This window comes from Intrasporangium calvum, from assembly GCF_028446585.1.
GTDB classification, from domain to species: Bacteria; Actinomycetota; Actinomycetes; order Actinomycetales; family Dermatophilaceae; genus Intrasporangium; species Intrasporangium calvum_A.
Window position 1 is genome coordinate 14,357 of sequence record NZ_JAPFQL010000011.1, and the last position, 14,804, is coordinate 29,160.

The 14,804-nt window shown below is 71.0% G+C and carries 14 protein-coding genes; 7 read left to right on the plus strand and 7 right to left on the minus strand.

The features are described 5' to 3' along the window. The first annotated feature begins 52 nt into the window (after positions 1-52). The 3 genes from radA to OO014_RS03945 all read left to right on the plus strand — a co-directional run bounded on the left by radA (position 53) and on the right by OO014_RS03945 (position 3,648). Positions 53-1,468, plus strand: a complete 1,416-nt coding sequence (gene radA / locus OO014_RS03935; RefSeq protein ID WP_272460970.1) for a DNA repair protein RadA — start codon at positions 53-55, stop codon at positions 1,466-1,468. Positions 1,469-1,603: 135 nt separating this feature from the next. After that, positions 1,604-2,683: a DNA integrity scanning diadenylate cyclase DisA gene (disA, locus tag OO014_RS03940; protein ID WP_272460971.1), complete on the plus strand. Its 1,080-nt coding sequence runs from the start codon at positions 1,604-1,606 to the stop codon at positions 2,681-2,683. A gap of 68 nt (positions 2,684-2,751) precedes the next feature. Beyond that, on the plus strand, positions 2,752-3,648 hold the full coding sequence (locus OO014_RS03945) for an A/G-specific adenine glycosylase (protein WP_272460972.1): 897 nt from the start codon (positions 2,752-2,754) through the stop codon (positions 3,646-3,648). An 8-nt stretch (positions 3,649-3,656) separates the two neighbouring features. Here the strand turns inward: OO014_RS03945 and OO014_RS03950 are convergent, their stop codons facing one another. Next, complete coding sequence (locus OO014_RS03950) at positions 3,657-3,887, minus strand: hypothetical protein (RefSeq protein ID WP_272460973.1); 231 nt, start codon at positions 3,885-3,887, stop codon at positions 3,657-3,659. Positions 3,888-4,047: 160 nt separating this feature from the next. Here OO014_RS03950 and OO014_RS03955 point away from each other — a divergent pair, with 160 nt between their 5' ends. The 3 genes from OO014_RS03955 to OO014_RS03965 are packed head-to-tail and all read left to right on the plus strand — an operon-like array spanning position 4,048 to position 6,636. Beyond that, on the plus strand, positions 4,048-4,842 hold the full coding sequence (locus tag OO014_RS03955) for an ABC transporter permease (protein WP_272460974.1): 795 nt from the start codon (positions 4,048-4,050) through the stop codon (positions 4,840-4,842). Beyond that, a complete protein-coding gene (locus OO014_RS03960) occupies positions 4,835-5,635 on the plus strand; it encodes an ABC transporter permease (protein WP_272460975.1) in 801 nt (266 codons plus the stop codon). The genes OO014_RS03955 and OO014_RS03960 overlap by 8 nt, the downstream gene beginning before the upstream one ends. Further along, complete coding sequence (locus tag OO014_RS03965) at positions 5,632-6,636, plus strand: ABC transporter ATP-binding protein (protein ID WP_272460976.1); 1,005 nt, start codon at positions 5,632-5,634, stop codon at positions 6,634-6,636. Before OO014_RS03960 ends, OO014_RS03965 begins: the two co-directional genes overlap by 4 nt. Before the next feature lie 57 nt (positions 6,637-6,693). Here the strand turns inward: OO014_RS03965 and OO014_RS03970 are convergent, their stop codons facing one another. From OO014_RS03970 to OO014_RS03995, 6 genes are all read right to left on the minus strand, one after another. Beyond that, positions 6,694-7,209, minus strand: coding sequence for an amino-acid N-acetyltransferase (locus OO014_RS03970; RefSeq protein WP_272460977.1), 516 nt, complete (start codon positions 7,207-7,209; stop codon positions 6,694-6,696). After that, positions 7,206-8,408 carry an LCP family protein gene (locus OO014_RS03975; RefSeq protein ID WP_272460978.1) on the minus strand — a complete coding sequence of 401 codons (1,203 nt, stop codon included), beginning with the start codon at positions 8,406-8,408 and terminating at the stop codon, positions 7,206-7,208. The genes OO014_RS03970 and OO014_RS03975 overlap by 4 nt, the downstream gene beginning before the upstream one ends. A gap of 404 nt (positions 8,409-8,812) precedes the next feature. Beyond that, complete coding sequence (locus tag OO014_RS03980; protein WP_272460979.1) at positions 8,813-11,437, minus strand: ATP-dependent Clp protease ATP-binding subunit; 2,625 nt, start codon at positions 11,435-11,437, stop codon at positions 8,813-8,815. A gap of 333 nt (positions 11,438-11,770) precedes the next feature. After that, positions 11,771-12,253, minus strand: a complete 483-nt coding sequence (locus OO014_RS03985) for a nucleoside deaminase (protein ID WP_272460980.1) — start codon at positions 12,251-12,253, stop codon at positions 11,771-11,773. Further along, the gene (locus tag OO014_RS03990) at positions 12,250-13,002 is read right to left on the minus strand and encodes an SAM-dependent methyltransferase (RefSeq protein WP_272460981.1); all 753 of its coding nucleotides are present in this window, start codon (positions 13,000-13,002) and stop codon (positions 12,250-12,252) included. Before OO014_RS03990 ends, OO014_RS03985 begins: the two co-directional genes overlap by 4 nt. 6 nt (positions 13,003-13,008) lie before the next feature. After that, positions 13,009-13,773 (minus strand): maleylpyruvate isomerase N-terminal domain-containing protein, encoded by a 765-nt coding sequence (locus tag OO014_RS03995; RefSeq protein ID WP_272460982.1) that lies wholly within the window; start codon positions 13,771-13,773, stop codon positions 13,009-13,011. 77 nt (positions 13,774-13,850) lie between these two features. Between OO014_RS03995 and OO014_RS04000 the strand changes: the two genes are divergently transcribed. Next, positions 13,851-14,801, plus strand: coding sequence for a proline dehydrogenase family protein (locus OO014_RS04000; protein WP_272460983.1), 951 nt, complete (start codon positions 13,851-13,853; stop codon positions 14,799-14,801). Positions 14,802-14,804: the final 3 nt, after the last annotated feature.

Consider the following 14,804-nt stretch of genomic DNA (forward strand, 5'->3'; position numbering starts at 1 on the left):
CGGTCGGCGTTGCTCGCGGGCGTTGTCGTCCCGCCCCTCTACGGTTGCGGGCATGGCCACCAAGTCGACCAGCCGGCACTCACCTCGCTTCCGTTGTGCGGAGTGCGGCTGGGCGACCGTCAAGTGGGTGGGCCGCTGCGGTGAGTGCCAGGCCTGGGGCACGGTGGCGGAGGCCGGCGGCACGGCCGCTCCTCGCACGGCGCCCGCCCAGGTGCTGCGACCGGCCACACCCATCGCCGAGGTCGACCTCACCACGGCGGCCGCCCGGCCCACCGGCGTCGCAGAGTTCGACCGGGTCCTGGGCGGCGGACTGGTCCCCGGCGCGGTGGTGCTCGTGGCGGGGGAGCCCGGCATCGGCAAGTCCACGCTGTTGCTGGACGTCGCCGCCCGCGCCGCACGGCAGGGAGCCGCCACGCTCTACGTCAGTGGGGAGGAGAGCGCCGCGCAGGTCCGAGCGCGCGCAGACCGCATCGACGCCCTCGCGGACACGCTCTACCTGGCGGCCGAGACCGACCTCGCCACGGTCCTCGGCCACGTCGAGGGGACGGCACCCGAGCTGCTCATCGTGGACTCCGTCCAGACCATTGCCAGCGCTGACGTCGAGGGCCAGGCGGGCAACGTCTCGCAGGTGCGCGAGGTCGCCGCGAGCCTGATCCGGATGGCCAAGGACCGGGGGATCGCGATGCTCCTCGTCGGCCACGTCACCAAGGACGGGTCCATCGCGGGGCCGCGGGTGCTCGAGCACCTCGTCGACGTCGTCGTCCAGTTCGAGGGCGACCGTCACTCCCGGCTGCGGCTGGTCCGGGCCGTCAAGAACCGCTACGGACCGACCGACGAGGTCGGCTGCTTCGACCTCTCCGAGGCCGGCATCATCGGGCTCGCGGACCCCAGCGGGCTGTTCCTCTCGCACCGGGTGACGGCCGTGGCCGGGACCTGTGTGACCGTCACGCTCGAGGGCCGCCGGCCGCTCGTCACCGAGGTGCAGGCGCTCGTGGCTCCCTCGACGCTGCCCTCACCCCGCCGGACCTCCAGCGGTCTCGACGCATCGCGGCTCGCCATGGTGATCGCCGTCCTCGACAAGCGGGCGGGTGCCCCGGTCGGGGCGCAGGACATCTTCGCGGCGACCGTCGGGGGCGTGCGACTGACCGAGCCCGCCGCGGACCTGGCCCTCGTCTGTGCCCTCGCGTCGTCCGTGCTCGACCGGCCGTTGCCCGTCGACGTGGTGGCCATCGGGGAGGTGGGCCTCGCCGGGGAGGTCCGCAGGGCAACGGGAATCGGCCGGCGCCTCGCCGAAGCCGCCCGTCTCGGTTTCCGTCACGCCGTCGTCCCGAAAGGCAGCCGCGCCGACTCGCCCGTCCCCGACAACCTCGACGTCATCGAGGTGGGCAACGTCGCCGAGGCCATCGAGACGATGCGTCGCCTCGCCGTGGTGCAGGGGACACCAGCATTGGCCCGCGACAGCGCCTAGACTTCGGACCACCGACCCCGACGAACCTCGGCATCGAGGCGGGGACGCCGAACTCGACAAACTCACGACAACTCACCGACGCCGACGAGACGGCCCCGAGCCGACCTGAGGCGCCCACCGGCTGAACGGGATGTGATGGACAGGAACGACGACGAGCTGCTGCTCCGCGCGGCCCTCGCCGCGGTCGCTCCCGGCACGGAGCTGCGCGACGGTCTCGAGCGGATCCTGCGCGGGCGCACCGGAGCGCTGATCGTGCTCGGCCACGACCGTGTCGTCGAGACGATCTGCACGGGCGGTTTCCAGCTCGACGTGGAGTTCTCCGCCACCCGGGTGCGCGAGCTGTGCAAGATGGACGGGGCGGTCGTGCTCGACCGCGAGGGCACCCGCATCCTGCGGGCAGCCACCCAGCTCGTGCCCGACTCGAGCATCGAGACGTCCGAGTCCGGCACGCGACACCGGACCGCCGAGCGCGTCGCCAAGCAGACCGGCTTCCCGGTCATCTCGGTGAGCCAGTCGATGGGCGTCGTCGCGCTCTACGTGCGCAACAAGCGGCATGTCGTCGAGGGATCGCCCACGACGCTGTCCCGGGCGGACCAGGCACTGCAGACCCTCGAGCGCTACAAGGCCCGACTCGACGAGGTGACGGGCACGCTCTCCGCGCTCGAGATCGAGGATCTCGTCACGATCCGCGATGTCACCTCGGTGCTCCAGCGCCTCGAGATGGTGCGCCGCATCTCCGCCGAGATCCAGGACTACGTCGTCGAGCTCGGCACCGACGGCCGCCTGCTCAGCCTGCAGCTCGAGGAGCTCGTCGGCGGTCTCGGCAACGACCGGGAGCTCGTCATCCGCGACTACCTGCCCTCGACCAAGTCGGACCTCACCGCCGACGACGCCCTGGCCAACCTCGAGGCGCTCAACTCCGTCGAGCTGCTCGACCTGTCGGCCGGGGCTCGGGCCGTGGGCTTCTCGATCGTCGGCGACAGCCTGGACGCGCCCGTCAGCCCGCAGGGCTATCGCCTCCTCACCAAGGTGCCCCGCCTGCCGACGGCCATCGTGGAGCGCCTCGTCAACCACTTCGAGTCCCTCCAGCGACTGCTTGCAGCCGGGATCGAGGACCTCATGCTCGTCGACGGTGTGGGCGAGGGGCGCGCCCGTGCGGTCCGGGAGGGCCTGTCACGCCTCGCGGAGTCCTCGATCCTCGAGCGCTACGTCTGACCCAGCCGATGACGTCCGCGGCCAGGGCGGGTGCTGCCTGCAGCGCTCCCCCCAGTGCGCCTGACGAGATGATGATGCGGGCCCTGCGCCGGCGCATCAACGCCTGGTACGCCCGCGCCGGACGCGCCCTGCCGTGGCGGGAGCCGGACTGCGGCCCGTGGGGCGTCTTCCTCTCCGAGGTGATGGCCCAGCAGACCCCGCTCGCCCGCGTCGAGCCGATCTGGCGTGACTGGATGCAGCGGTGGCCGACACCGGCCGCCCTGGCTGCCGCGGCGCCGGGCGATGCAGTCCGGGCCTGGGGGCGGCTCGGCTACCCGCGCCGGGCGCTGCGGCTCCACGAGGCAGCCACGGTCATGGTCGAGCGACATGGGGGAGACGTGCCGACCACGCCCGCCGAGCTGCTCGCCCTCCCGGGCGTCGGTGCCTACACCGCCGCAGCGGTCGCGTGCTTCGCCTTCGGCATCCCCGAGGTCGTCGTCGACACGAACGTCCGCCGGGTGCTGGCCCGCACGGTCGAGGGCAAGGCGTTCCCTCATCTGACCCTCACCCGGGCCGAGACCGACCTGGCGACGCGCGCGATGCCGGCCCAGCGGCATACGGAATCGTCGGCGCGAGACGAGGCCAACGTCTGGAACGTCGCCGTCATGGAGCTGGGCGCGCTCGTCTGCGTCGCACGCGGGCCCCGTTGCGAGGAGTGTCCGGTCGCCGACCTGTGCGCCTGGAACGTGGCGGGCCGGCCTGCCTACGAAGGGCCCCCGCGACGTGGGCAGGCCTGGCACGGCACGGACCGACAGGTGCGCGGAGAGATCCTGCGCCGCCTGCGCGAGGAGCACCGGCCCGTGCCGCTCACCGCGCTCGACGGTGCCGGTCCCGAACGCGCCCAGGTGCTGCGCTGCCTCGACTCCCTCGTCGCTGACGGCCTGGTGGAACCGTTGGGACGCAACCGGTTCCGCCTCCCCGCCTGAGCAACGGGCTACGCGCGATCGCGGACGTAGAGCTCGAGGTGGCCGCAGAGGGTGCAGCGGATCGCGTCGACCACCCACCGAGGAGCCCCGAACCGGAAGGCCCCGCCGAACGGCCCGCGCTGCAACGGACCAGCGATCCAGCGCGCGAAGCCCTGCGAGCCCTGACCGTTGTCCTCGATGAAGCCGTCCTCGAACTCCACGCCACCGCACTGAGAGCAGTTGGCCTCGATCCGCGCCATGCGCACGCCTCCTCGGGCTACCAGGGGTCCGGCGCCGCCGCCGGCCTTCCGTGATGTGACGCAGCGATGCCCACGTCGGCTCCGCCGTCGGTCGACCATCATGCACTTTGCGACCGGCGGGCCCGGCGGTAGGGTCGGCGGTCATGCTGGCGAGCCATCGATGAGGACCTTCCTCCTGCTCGTCCGTGCCGGGTTCCGCCGCCACTCGACGTACCGCCTCGCACTCCTGGCCGGGACCGCGACGAACTCGGTCTTCGGAGTCATCCGGGCGTCCGTGCTCCTCGGCGCGATCGGCTCGGCGGGCACTCACATCGCCGGCTATGACGGTCCCAGGGTGCTCGCCTTCGTCTGGTGGGGCCAGGCCCTGCTCGGCGTCGTCAACCTCTGGGGCTTCCAGGAGGTCGGGCAGCGGGTGCGGACCGGTGACATCGCCGTCGACTTCCTGCGCCCGGCTGGCCCGCAGCTCGTCTACCTCGCCGAGGACATCGGGCGCGCGGGAGTGAACTTCCTCGCGCGAGGGCTGCCGGCCCTGCTCATCGGCGCGCTGCTCTTCGACCTCGCCTGGCCGCCGGGCATCGGCTCCTGGATCCTTGGGCTGCTCTCGGTCGCTGTCGCTGTGGTCGTCGCGTTCTGCGGGAGCTTCATCGTCAACCTGTCGGCATTCTGGATCGTCGAGATCCGCGGCATCCGTCTCCTGTGGATGATCACGACCGGGTTCCTCTGTGGGCTCTATGTGCCAGTGCCGTGGTTCCCGGACTGGCTCCGCACCTTCGCAGAGTGGACGCCGTTCCCCTCGATGCTCCAGCACCCCCTCGACATCCTGTCCGGTCGCGTCGACGGCGCCGCCGTCTGGGGGACGCTGGCCACGCAGCTCGCTTGGGCCGTCGCCCTCGTCGTCATGGCGCAGGTCGTCCTGCAGTCCGGTCGACGCCGGTTGGAGGTGCAGGGTGGCTGACTTCACCCCTTACCGCGTCGTCCTCCGCTCGCGGATGCGGGCGCAGCTGCAGTATCGGACCTCCTTCGTCACCGATGTCGTCGGCACTCTCGGCGTGGGCCTCACCGAGCTGGCCGAGGTGTTGGTCATCTTCCACAACGTCGACGTGCTCGGCGGGCTCGACTTCTCCGCGGCCCTGCTCGTCTTCGCCCTGTCCAACGTGTGCTTCTCGGTGGCCGACATGCTCGTCGGCCACCTCGACCAGCTGCCGACCTACATCCGGGCCGGCACGATCGACGCCTTCTACGTCCGTCCCCTGCCGCTGCTGGCCCAGTTCATGGCGAGCGACATCTCGCTGCGCAGGATCGGGCGCCTGAGCGTCGCCCTCGGGGCCCTCGGAGTCGCTCTCTCGATCGGGGACATCGCGTGGAGCGCGGCCACCGTCGCCATCATCGTCCTCACCCTGGTGAGCGGCACCGCCATCTTCGCCGCGCTGTTCACGGCAGCGGGCGGGCTGCAGTTCTACGTCGTCGACGGCGCCGAGCTCACCAACGCCTTCACCTACGGCGGCGCCTACGCAGCGCAGCAGCCGCAGCGGGTCTTCCCGGACCTGTTACGCATCTTCTGGACGTTCGTCGTGCCGACCGCGTTCATCGCCTACCTGCCGGCCGTTGCGATCCTCGACCTCCCCGGCGACCACCTGGCCCCGTCCTGGCTGGCCTGGTTCACCCCGCTTGCCGCCGTCCTCGCGTGGCTCCTTGCTGCAGGGTGCTGGCGAGCAGGCACCCGCCACTACCAAGGAGCAGGCGGATGACTCGTCCTGACCACGACGCCCCGACCTCGCCGACCGGGCAGGCCGGTCCCATCATCGAGGTCACGAACCTGGTGCGTGACTATGGCGGCCTCGGCCGGAAGAGCCGGAGGGTCCGCGCCGTCGACCACATCTCGTTCGGCATCCAGCCCGGCGAAGCGGTCGGCTACATCGGCGCGAACGGAGCCGGCAAGTCCACGACGATCAAGCTGCTCATGGGCATCCTGCGGCCCACGGCCGGGCAGGTCCGCACCTGCGGACTCGACCCCATGCGTCGGCGGATCGACGTGGCTCGCCAGGTGGGCGTCGTCTTCGGGCAGCGCTCGCAGCTGTGGTGGGACCTCCCGCTCCGCGAGTCGTTCACCATCCTGGCCGCGATCCACCGCCTGGATCCCGCGGCAGCCCGCGACCGGACCGCCCGCCTCGTCGACGAGCTGGAGATGGGTGGGCAGCTCGCCACCCCGGTCCGTTCCCTCTCCCTGGGCCAGCGGATGCGCGCCGAGATCGCGGCCGCCCTGCTCCACTCACCCCGACTGCTGGTGCTCGACGAGCCGACCATCGGTCTCGACGTGCTCTCCAAGCAGCGGCTGCGCGAGTTCCTCGTCGAGGAGCGCCGCGAGCGCGGCACCACGCTGCTCCTGACGACGCACGACATGGGCGACGTCGAGCGACTCTGCAGCCGCGTCCTCGTCGTCGACCACGGCCGGCTCGCCTACGACGGCACCCTGCCGGGCCTCGCCGCGACGGTCGGCGCGGAGCGGCTCCTCGTCATCGACCTGGCCGAGCCCACGCGCCCACTCCAGGACGTCCCGGGTGCCCGTCTCGTCGCTGTGGAGTCGGACGGCCTGCGTCAACGCCTCGCCTTCGACGGCGCCCGGACGACCGCGGCGGCCGTGCTCACGGAAGTGTCCCGCCGGGCCACGATCCGTGACCTCGCCGTCGAGGAACCCGACATCGAGGACGTCGTTCGCCGCATCTACGCGAGCTCCGCCGGGCAGAGGTGAAGAGCCCGTATGCCGCTGGGTTCGTTGGCGCTGGAAGCGAGCCCAGCGGCATACGAGCTATTCGAGCGTGCGCAGCATGCGGGTGTTGCCCAACGTGTTGGGCTTGACGCGCTCGAGGTCGAGGAACTCCGCGACGCCCTCGTCGTAGGAGCGCAGCAGCTCGGCGTAGACGTCCGCCGACACGGCCTGGCCCTCGATGGGGGCGAAGCCGTGCCGGGTGAAGAAGGGCACCTCGAAGGTGAGGCAGAAGAGCCGCCGCACGCCGAGCTCGCGGGCGTCCTCGACGAGGGCCTCGAGAATGCGGCCACCGAGACCCGTGCCGAGCTGGGTGTCGGCCACGGCGAGGGTGCGGATCTCGGCCAGGTCCTCCCACATGACGTGCAGGGCCCCGCAGCCGACCAGCTCACCGTCGAGCTCGGCGACCCGGAACTCCTGCACCGCCTCGTAGTAGGTCACCGCCTCCTTGCTCACGAGGACCCGCCGCTCGGCGAGGGGGGCGACGAGGGCGCGGATGCCGCGGATGTCGGCGGTGCGGGCGCGACGCAGGACGGGCTCCGCAGACGGGGTGGTCATCGGAGGTTGCCGTCCTCGAACGAGGTGAAGAGGCGGCGCGCATCGTTGCCGAGCACGACGATCGACTGGGAGCCCGCCCAGCCGAAGGGCCCCGCTGCGACGTCCCGGCCGACCTTGGTCGGGTTGAGCCGGTAGAGGGCCGCCGCGAAGGTCAGCATCTCTGCTGCGCTCAGGTCGCTCTTGCCGACCTTGCTGAAGCTCGTCAGCGCGCCGGGGATGGCGAGGGGACCGGCGAGCTTGGCCTTGACCGCGGCGGCGAGGAGCAGCTCGCCCTGGTGACGCGAACGACCGAAGTCACCGTCCGGCAGGGTCTTTCGCTCACGGGCGTAGGCGAGGGCCTCCTTGCCGCTGAGGGTCTGCTCGCCCTTCTTGATCACGATGCGGGCGTGTGAGGCATCGACGGTCTCGGGCACGACGATGGGGATGCCCCCCTGGTCGTCGACCAGGTCGACGAACCCATAGAAGCCGATCAGGGCGTATCCCTCGATGGGCAGGCCGGTCGCCCCTCGCACCGTGCGCAGCTGCGCCTGCGGCCCGCCGAGCGACATGGCCGAGTTGATCTTGCCCTTGCCGCCCGTGCTGAGGGGCACCCACAGGTCGCGGGCGATCCCCATGACGCCTCCGCCGCCCTTGCCGTCGATGCCGACGACCTGCAGGGTGTCGGCGCGGGCCCGGTCGATCGCCTGGCCGCGACGGGCATCGGAGCCCAGGGCGAGCACCCACCGGGGGCCGCCTCCGACGACGGCGTCATCGAGGCCGAGCGAGGGCCACCAGCCACCGACGAGCTTCCACTTCGGACCGACGGCGAGGTGGACGTCGTCGCCCGCCGTGACGACTGCGACCGGGGTGCCGAACCAGGACCCGATGGTCGCCTTCGCGCCCGCCGGCACCGCCTGGGTGCCCGCGGCCGTGCGCTCGGCGAGGGCCTTGGCGGTCGCGGCGTTGGCGTCCCGGCCGAGGTCGGAGCCGGCGTAGACCCGCTCGATGAGCTGTTGGAGCTCAGCCGGCGCGCCGCGGACGGCCGACGTCGGCTGAGGCGACGGAGCGGCGGGGGTGCTCGTCGAGGATGCCGATGGACTGGAGGGACCAGGGGCCGGCGGGTCGCTCGTGCAGCCGGTGAGCAGGAGGCCGGTCGCAGCCAGCGCACCGATGGCGGCGCGAGTGGCGTGGGGCCGGGGGCGGACGCGTCCGAGGGTCACAGGGCCACGGTAGACGAACCTCTCAGCAGACCGGCCATGGCGTCTCCGTCGCCGCACGCTCGACGGGACGGCGCGAGGCCAGCACCTACGTCAGCACCGACGCCAGCACCGACACCAGCACAGCCCTCGGGCCACGAGGCGACCGTCGAGGGCTGGGAGGGAGGGGGCGTGCGCGTGCGAGCCCAGCGGCATACGGCTCGATGATGTTTCTGTGTGCGTCATGATCCAAGGCGGGGCCCGCACCGCGGGCGGGCGAATCGGACGACGGTCGGGGACGCGTTACGACGAGGTCGGCCCCGGGTATGACACGTGGGGGAGTGGTCAGGGGTGATCCAGGGGAGACGAAGGGGCCGAGGAGTTGTCCTCGGCCCCTTCGTCTGTGTCCGTCTGGTCGGCTCGCGACCTCAGGCCGTCTCAGTGCCCGACGGCGCGGACGGTCCCGCGCTGCCGGTGACGTCGCGGGTCGGGTCAGGCACGCCGACGAACTCGGCCCCGAGGGCCTCGTCCAGGGCGGGCCCGTCCGGCAGCTCCGGCAGGTCGTCGGCCGGCCGGTGACCGGGCCGAGCCATGTCGGAGAAGGTGAACTTCTCCTCCTTGCCCTCGCCCTCGGTGTCGACCTTGACGTACTGGCCGGAAGTGAACTCCGCGTAGAGGATCTTCTCGGACAGGGCGTCCTCGATCTCGCGCTGGATGGTGCGGCGCAGCGGCCGGGCGCCCAGCACGTGGTCGTAGCCCTTCTTGGCGAGCAGGTCCTTCGCTGCCTGCGTGAGCTCGATGCCCATGTCCTTGTCCTTGAGCCGCTTGTCGAGCTTGGCGATCTCGAGGTCGACGATCTGGGTGATCTCCTCGCGGGTCAGGTGCGGGAAGACGATCGTGTCGTCGACACGGTTGAGGAACTCGGGCCGGAAGTGCTGCTTGAGCTCGTCCGTGACCTTCGCCTTCATCCGCTCGTAGTCCGAGCGGCTGTCGGGTCCGGCGCTGAAGCCCATGCTCGCCTTGGAGATGTCCCGCGTGCCGAGGTTGGTCGTCATGATGATGACGGTGTTCTTGAAGTCGACCATCCGACCCTGCGAGTCGGTCAGGCGGCCGTCCTCGAGGACCTGCAGCAGGCTGTTGAAGATCTCCGGGTGGGCCTTCTCCACCTCGTCGAAGAGCACGACGGAGAACGGCTTGCGGCGGACCTTCTCGGTCAGCTGGCCGCCCTCCTCGTAGCCGACGTAGCCGGGCGGGGAGCCGAAGAGTCGGCTCACCGTGTGCTTCTCGGAGAACTCGGACATGTCGAGGCTGATCAGCGCGTCCTCGCTGCCGAAGAGGAACTCGGCGAGCGTCTTGGCCAGCTCGGTCTTGCCGACACCGGTCGGGCCGGCGAAGATGAACGACCCACCGGGGCGCCGCGGGTCCTTGAGGCCGGCCCGGGTGCGCCGGATGGCCTGGGACAGCGCCTTGACGGCGTCGTTCATGCCGACGATCCGCTTGTGCAGCTCGTCCTCCATGTGGAGCAGTCGGCTCGACTCCTCCTCGGTCAGCTTGAAGACGGGGATGCCCGTGCTGGCTGCGAGGACCTCGGCGATGAGCTCGTCATCGACCTCGGCCACGACGTCCATGTCGCCGGACTTCCACTGCGCCTCGCGCTCGGCCTTCTCGGCGCGCAGCTTCTTCTCCTCGTCGCGGACGCGGGCCGCGCGCTCGAAGTCCTGCCCGTCGATCGCGGACTCCTTCTCGCGCACCAGGTGGGCGATCCGCTCGTCGAACTCGCGCAGGTCCGGCGGAGCCGTCATCCGGCGGATGCGCAGGCGCGCTCCCGCCTCGTCGATGAGGTCGATCGCCTTGTCCGGGAGGAACCGGTCGTTGATGTAGCGGTCGGCCATGTTGGCGGCCGCGACGAGAGCGCTGTCGGTGATGGTGACCCGGTGGTGCGCCTCGTAGCGGTCCCGCAGGCCCTTGAGGATCTCGATGGTGTGGGGGAGCGTCGGCTCCTGCACCTGGATCGGCTGGAACCGGCGCTCGAGGGCCGAGTCCTTCTCGATGTGCTTGCGGTACTCGTCGAGCGTCGTCGCGCCGATCGTCTGCAGCTCACCGCGGGCGAGCATCGGCTTGAGGATGCTCGCGGCGTCGATGGCGCCCTCGGCCGCACCGGCACCGACGAGCGTGTGGATCTCGTCGATGAAGATGATGATGTCGCCGCGGGTGCGGATCTCCTTGAGCACCTTCTTGAGGCGCTCCTCGAAGTCGCCGCGGTAGCGGCTGCCGGCCACGAGAGAGCCGAGGTCGAGGGTGTAGAGCTGCTTGTCCTTGAGCGTCTCGGGCACCTCGCCCTTGACGATGTCCTGGGCCAGGCCCTCGACGACGGCGGTCTTGCCGACGCCGGGCTCGCCGATGAGGACGGGGTTGTTCTTGGTGCGGCGGGACAGCACCTGCATGACCCGCTCGATCTCCTTCTCGCGCCCGATGACCGGGTCGAGCTTGCCCTCGCGGGCGGCCTGCGTCAGGTTGCGGCCGAACTGGTCGAGGACGAGGGAGCCCGCCGGGGTGCCCTCACCGGTCGCCTGGCCGACGCCCGCGCCGGTCTTCTCGCCCTGGCCGCCCTGGCCCTGGTAGCCGGAGAGCAGCTGGATGACCTGCTGGCGCACCTTGTTGAGCTCCGCGCCGAGCTTTACGAGGACCTGGGCGGCGACGCCCTCGCCCTCGCGGATCAGGCCGAGGAGGATGTGCTCGGTGCCGATGTAGCTGTGGCCGAGCTGCAGCGCCTCGCGGAGGGAGTACTCGAGGACCTTCTTCGCGCGCGGCGTGAAGGGGATGTGACCGGTCGGGGCCTGCTGTCCCTGGCCGATGATCTCCTGGACCTGCGCCCGCACGGCCTCGAGCGAGATGTCGAGGCTCTCGAGAGCCTTGGCGGCCACGCCCTCACCTTCGTGGATCAGACCCAGGAGGATGTGCTCGGTGCCGATGTAGTTGTGGTTGAGCAGGCGTGCTTCCTCCTGCGCCAGGACCACCACCCGTCGGGCCCGATCGGTGAACCGTTCAAACATGTCTTCTCCTGCCTGATCGAGATACCTCGATGCTATCTGCGCCCGCTGTGAGCAGGCACCCCGCACAACGCGGGCCCGTGCGTGAGTGTTCCCATCCTGAGCGTGTGCCACGCACGTTCGGCCTCCTGTTCGCCGTCAGCGGAACGCCCCTCCTGTACCCAAACCACCCTCCCCGCCGTATGCCGCTGAGCTCGCTCCCAGCCCCGGAGTCACTGGCGCTCCTCCCGCCCCTCCGCCATTCGGGGACCAGGGCCCCCAAATGGCGGCCGCGCGGGCCGGCATCCCGCCATTCGGGGACCAGGGTCCGCACATGGCGGCCGGGCGACCCGGGCCTCAGGACCGCCGCGCCCACGCCTCGTGCAGCGCCCTGACCTCGGCCTCCAGCTCGGGCGCCGGCCCGTCCACGACCGCGTCCGGCACGACCTCCCGGATCGCCAGGCCACGCACCGGCCCGGCCGGCAGTCCCCACGCCGCTCGCCACTGCCCGAGCTGCGCCGAGCTGGCGGCGTAGACGATCCGCCCCAACCCGACCCATCCGTGCGCCGCAGAGCACATGGGGCAGTGCTCGCCGGACGTGTAGACGCAGGCCAGCGCCCGCTCGGCCGGCTCGAGGTGTGCTCCGGCCCAGCGGGCGATCGCGAACTCCGGATGCTGCGTCCCCTCCAGCGCGACGACGTGGTTGTGGTCCTCGAAGAGCACCTCGCCCTCGCCCGAGACGAGCACGGAGCCGAAGGGCTCGTCGCCGCGTTCGAGTGCGAGCCGGGCCAGCTCGACCGCTCGCCGCAGGAAGCCCAGATCCCGCTCGTCGACGCTCATGTCACTCGCCCGGTCACGAGGGCGAAGGTCACGAAGGCGCCGCCGTCGGCCTCGAGCATCTGCTGCACGGGCGAGGTCATGCGTCCCTTGAGCTCCATGACGGCCCGCTCCCAGAGCAGCCAGTTGGCGCACGCATCGACCTGTTCGCGAGCGGTGACCGATGCGAAGGCCCGGGAGAACTCCCACTGGCTGCGCAGCCAGGCCGCGGTGTGCCAGGCGGCCGTCTCGGCCCCGACGACCTTGTCGATGTGCTCGGGGATCTCGCCGAGCTCGCGGACCTCGGTCGTGAGGGCCGGAGTGGCGACCCCCAGCTGGCCTCCGGGCTTGAGGAATCTCGCGAGGTAGGGCGGGTAGTGGTCACCGGTCCCGAAGTACTCCCACGCGTCGATGCTGACGATGGCATCGAACGCGCGTGCCCCGAAGGGCAGCTGGCCGGCGTCGACGCGCATGGGGAGCACGCGATCGTCGACTCCCTCCTTCCGGAAGACCTCGGTTGCCTCCGTCGGGTCGACCCAGAGGTCGGCCGCCACGACGCGCACGCCGTACTCCTTCGCGAGGAACACGGAGGTGGCGCCGAGCCCGGACCCGAGGTCGAGGACGCGCATCCCGGGTCGCAGGTCGAGGTCGGTCGCGAGGTCCTCGAGGAGCCAGAGCGGGTGTGGACCCATGTCGAGGTCGACGAGCCACTTGGCGTCGTACTTCGTCGAGCGTGGGTAGGCCTCCTTGACGAGGTGGTCGAGTGCGGGCATCGGGGCTCACTTCCAGGTGATGGTGACGAGCTCGTGCCACCACGGGTCGATGTCGGCGCTCCGGTTCCACAGTCGCAGGTAGAGGTCCACCGGGTGCCCCGCGAGCGTTCGGTCGATGCTGCCGTATGCCGCTGGGCTCGGTCCGTCGTCGACGGTGACCTCGACGGGGTGGTCGGGTCCCATGCCGAGCCGCCAGGAGACGGGGGAGTCATCGGGGCTGACGAGCACGGTGGTCTCGGTGGGCGGGTGGATGCCCTGGCTCCGGCGCGGGACGAAGCCGCGGAGCAGCTCGTCGAGGCCGTCGAGCGCGAGGGAGGGGCGGATCCAGACCTCGCTGCGGTGTGGGGGCCGACCGAGCCGCGCGGCGAGGGCGTCGACGGCGTGGATGGTGGTCTCGTGGCACTGTCGCCGGGCCCAGAAGACCTTCGCCGGCGGCGCGTTCTTGAGGAAGACGAAGGCCGTGAGGTCGTCGGGGGCGTCGACGATGGCCTGCAGCAGTGCCGTGGCACCGTCGTCGAACCACCCGAGCAGGTCCCGCTGCGACAGGGCGGCCTCCTCCAGGCCCTCCGGGTCGTCGACGGGTGATCCTGCGAGGTGTGCCGCGGCCCAGCGATGGGCCATGCCGACGTGCGCGACCATGCGAGCGACGGTCCAGCCGGGACAGGTGGGCACGGGCGTGTCGAGACCGGCGGCCATGGCGTTGGCGCGGAGTACCGTCGCGGCCTCCCCGAGGCCTGCGCCGAGGTCGTCAAGCGGGAGCCGTACGTCCATGTGGTGAGTCTGCCGCACGGCGGTAGATTTGCGGCAGCCACCACGGTGACGGTGGCCAAGACCGATCGGAGGTCCCAGTGGACGCCAGCGACCTGCTGCGCAACTCGCTCCTTCAGCTCTCCAAGCAGGAGGCCATTCGCGACGTCATCCAGAAGGCGCCGGTCTCTCGCTCCGTCGTCAAGCGGTTCGTGCCGGGCGCCGCGCACGCCGACGCGGTGCGCGCTGCCTCGGAGATGGCGGCCACGGGCCGGATGGCGACGATCGACTACCTGGGCGAGGACACGACGGATCTGACCCTGGCGAAGCAGACCAAGGACGCCTACCTCGAGCTGCTCACCGCACTCCGGGACGGGGGACTCACCGAGAACGGCTCGGTCGAGGTCTCGCTCAAGCTGAGTGCGCTCGGGCAGGCACTCCCCGGCGACGGCGACCGGATCGCCCTCGAGCACGCCCGGGAGATCTGCACGTTGGCCGACCTGGCGGGCACGACCGTCACCCTCGACATGGAGGACCACACGACGACGGACGCCACCCTCGAGGCCCTGCGCGAGCTGCGGGCCGACTTCCCCAGCGTCGGGGCGGTGCTCCAGTCCTATCTGTACCGGACCGAGGCGGACTGCCGGGACCTGGCGACAGCCGGTTCACGGGTCCGGCTCTGCAAGGGCGCCTACAAGGAGCCCGAGTCGGTCGCCTTCCAGTCGGGCGCAGAGGTGGACAAGGCGTATGTCCGTTGCCTGAAGATCCTCATGCAGGGGGACGGCTATCCGATGGTCGCCACGCACGACCCTCGGCTCGTCGAGATCGCGGGAGCCTTGGCAGCGCAGGCGGGACGCGCCGCGACGTCGTTCGAGTACCAGATGCTCTACGGCATCCGGCCCGACGAGCAGCGACGCATCTCGGACCGCGGCGACCAGATGCGGGTCTACATCCCCTACGGCCAGGAGTGGTACGGCTATCTGATGCGCCGGATGGCGGAGAAGCCGGCCAACGTCATGTTCTTCGTCCGCGGACTGGCAACGAGAGGCTGACCC

What these genes read in the sequence shown, in the direction of transcription:
- OO014_RS03995 (WP_272460982.1), bottom strand. Translation starts at nt 13,773, where the DNA reads ATGGACGTACGGCTCCCGCTTGACGACCTCGGCGCAGGCCTCGGGGAG.
- OO014_RS03980 (WP_272460979.1), bottom strand. Translation starts at nt 11,437, where the DNA reads ATGTTTGAACGGTTCACCGATCGGGCCCGACGGGTGGTGGTCCTGGCG.
- OO014_RS03945 (WP_272460972.1), top strand. Translation starts at nt 2,752, where the DNA reads ATGATGATGCGGGCCCTGCGCCGGCGCATCAACGCCTGGTACGCCCGC.
- OO014_RS03970 (WP_272460977.1), bottom strand. Translation starts at nt 7,209, where the DNA reads ATGACCACCCCGTCTGCGGAGCCCGTCCTGCGTCGCGCCCGCACCGCC.
- OO014_RS03955 (WP_272460974.1), top strand. Translation starts at nt 4,048, where the DNA reads ATGAGGACCTTCCTCCTGCTCGTCCGTGCCGGGTTCCGCCGCCACTCG.
- disA (WP_272460971.1), top strand. Translation starts at nt 1,604, where the DNA reads ATGGACAGGAACGACGACGAGCTGCTGCTCCGCGCGGCCCTCGCCGCG.
- OO014_RS03985 (WP_272460980.1), bottom strand. Translation starts at nt 12,253, where the DNA reads ATGAGCGTCGACGAGCGGGATCTGGGCTTCCTGCGGCGAGCGGTCGAG.
- radA (WP_272460970.1), top strand. Translation starts at nt 53, where the DNA reads ATGGCCACCAAGTCGACCAGCCGGCACTCACCTCGCTTCCGTTGTGCG.
- OO014_RS03950 (WP_272460973.1), bottom strand. Translation starts at nt 3,887, where the DNA reads ATGGCGCGGATCGAGGCCAACTGCTCTCAGTGCGGTGGCGTGGAGTTC.
- OO014_RS03965 (WP_272460976.1), top strand. Translation starts at nt 5,632, where the DNA reads ATGACTCGTCCTGACCACGACGCCCCGACCTCGCCGACCGGGCAGGCC.
- OO014_RS03990 (WP_272460981.1), bottom strand. Translation starts at nt 13,002, where the DNA reads ATGCCCGCACTCGACCACCTCGTCAAGGAGGCCTACCCACGCTCGACG.